The sequence below is a fragment of the Actinoplanes solisilvae genome, from assembly GCF_003999975.1.
In the GTDB taxonomy this organism is placed as follows: Bacteria; Actinomycetota; Actinomycetes; order Mycobacteriales; family Micromonosporaceae; genus Actinoplanes; species Actinoplanes solisilvae.
On the sequence record NZ_RJAC01000098.1, the window covers coordinates 1 to 741 of the forward strand.

Annotated in this window: 1 rRNA gene; it reads left to right on the forward strand. The window is 42.9% G+C overall.

Features of this window, described 5'->3' with window-relative positions:
• Positions 1 to 228 (forward strand): 23S ribosomal RNA (locus EER30_RS48310); the annotation flags it as partial.
• Positions 229 to 741: the final 513 nt, after the last annotated feature.

Here is a 741-nt window from a genome sequence, read left to right on the forward strand (position 1 = left end):
GCATTTTATGGCACAACCAAAGAGGGTGAAAGTCCTGTTTTGAATTTCCATGAAGGGAGATCGTGAGGAAAGGGTTTCCAAAAGAGTAGGTCAGCTTTGTAATGCTGTCTGAAGAAGGGTCGTGAATTCGATCCAAGGCTAAATATGATCAGGAATCCGATAGAGAACAAGTACCGCGAGGGAAAGGTGAAAAGCACTCTGAAGAGAGAGTCAAACCAGAGCCTGAAAGGGTTTAGCAATAAGCGAACTCGTGTATCTAGCGAAAGGATTAGAAAGATTCAGCGATTGAAACTTTTTCTTACAGAGAGAAAGAGGGGAAGGTCCTATACAAGGGTCTGTCATTCTTGTTTTTGTAAGGAAAGGGTTTGGTTGTGTATTTTGCTTTTTGATCTCAGCGCCAACACCGAGCTAGTAATTTTTCCGCCTATTAGACTGCTGATAGGAGGTTTCCTTTTCTTTGAAAAGGGAATTTTTTTCCTGTCTGACCAGTTTTGAATTGAGCGGCTGGCTTGTAGAAACGAGACAAAAGTTTCTTTTTTGCTGTACGATACTGGAAATATGTGTGGTTCTAGTTCTTTTTCTGTTCATAGGGATCACATTACGATTGGATTCGCTTCGATTGTAATTGGGGTTCTTTGGGCGGAGAAAGTGATACTGGAGCCTTTCTGGTGTGCCGGGCAAGAGAGGAAAAGAAAAGTGTTGGATTCAGTGGTGCACGAGCTCGTCCCGTCTTGAAACACG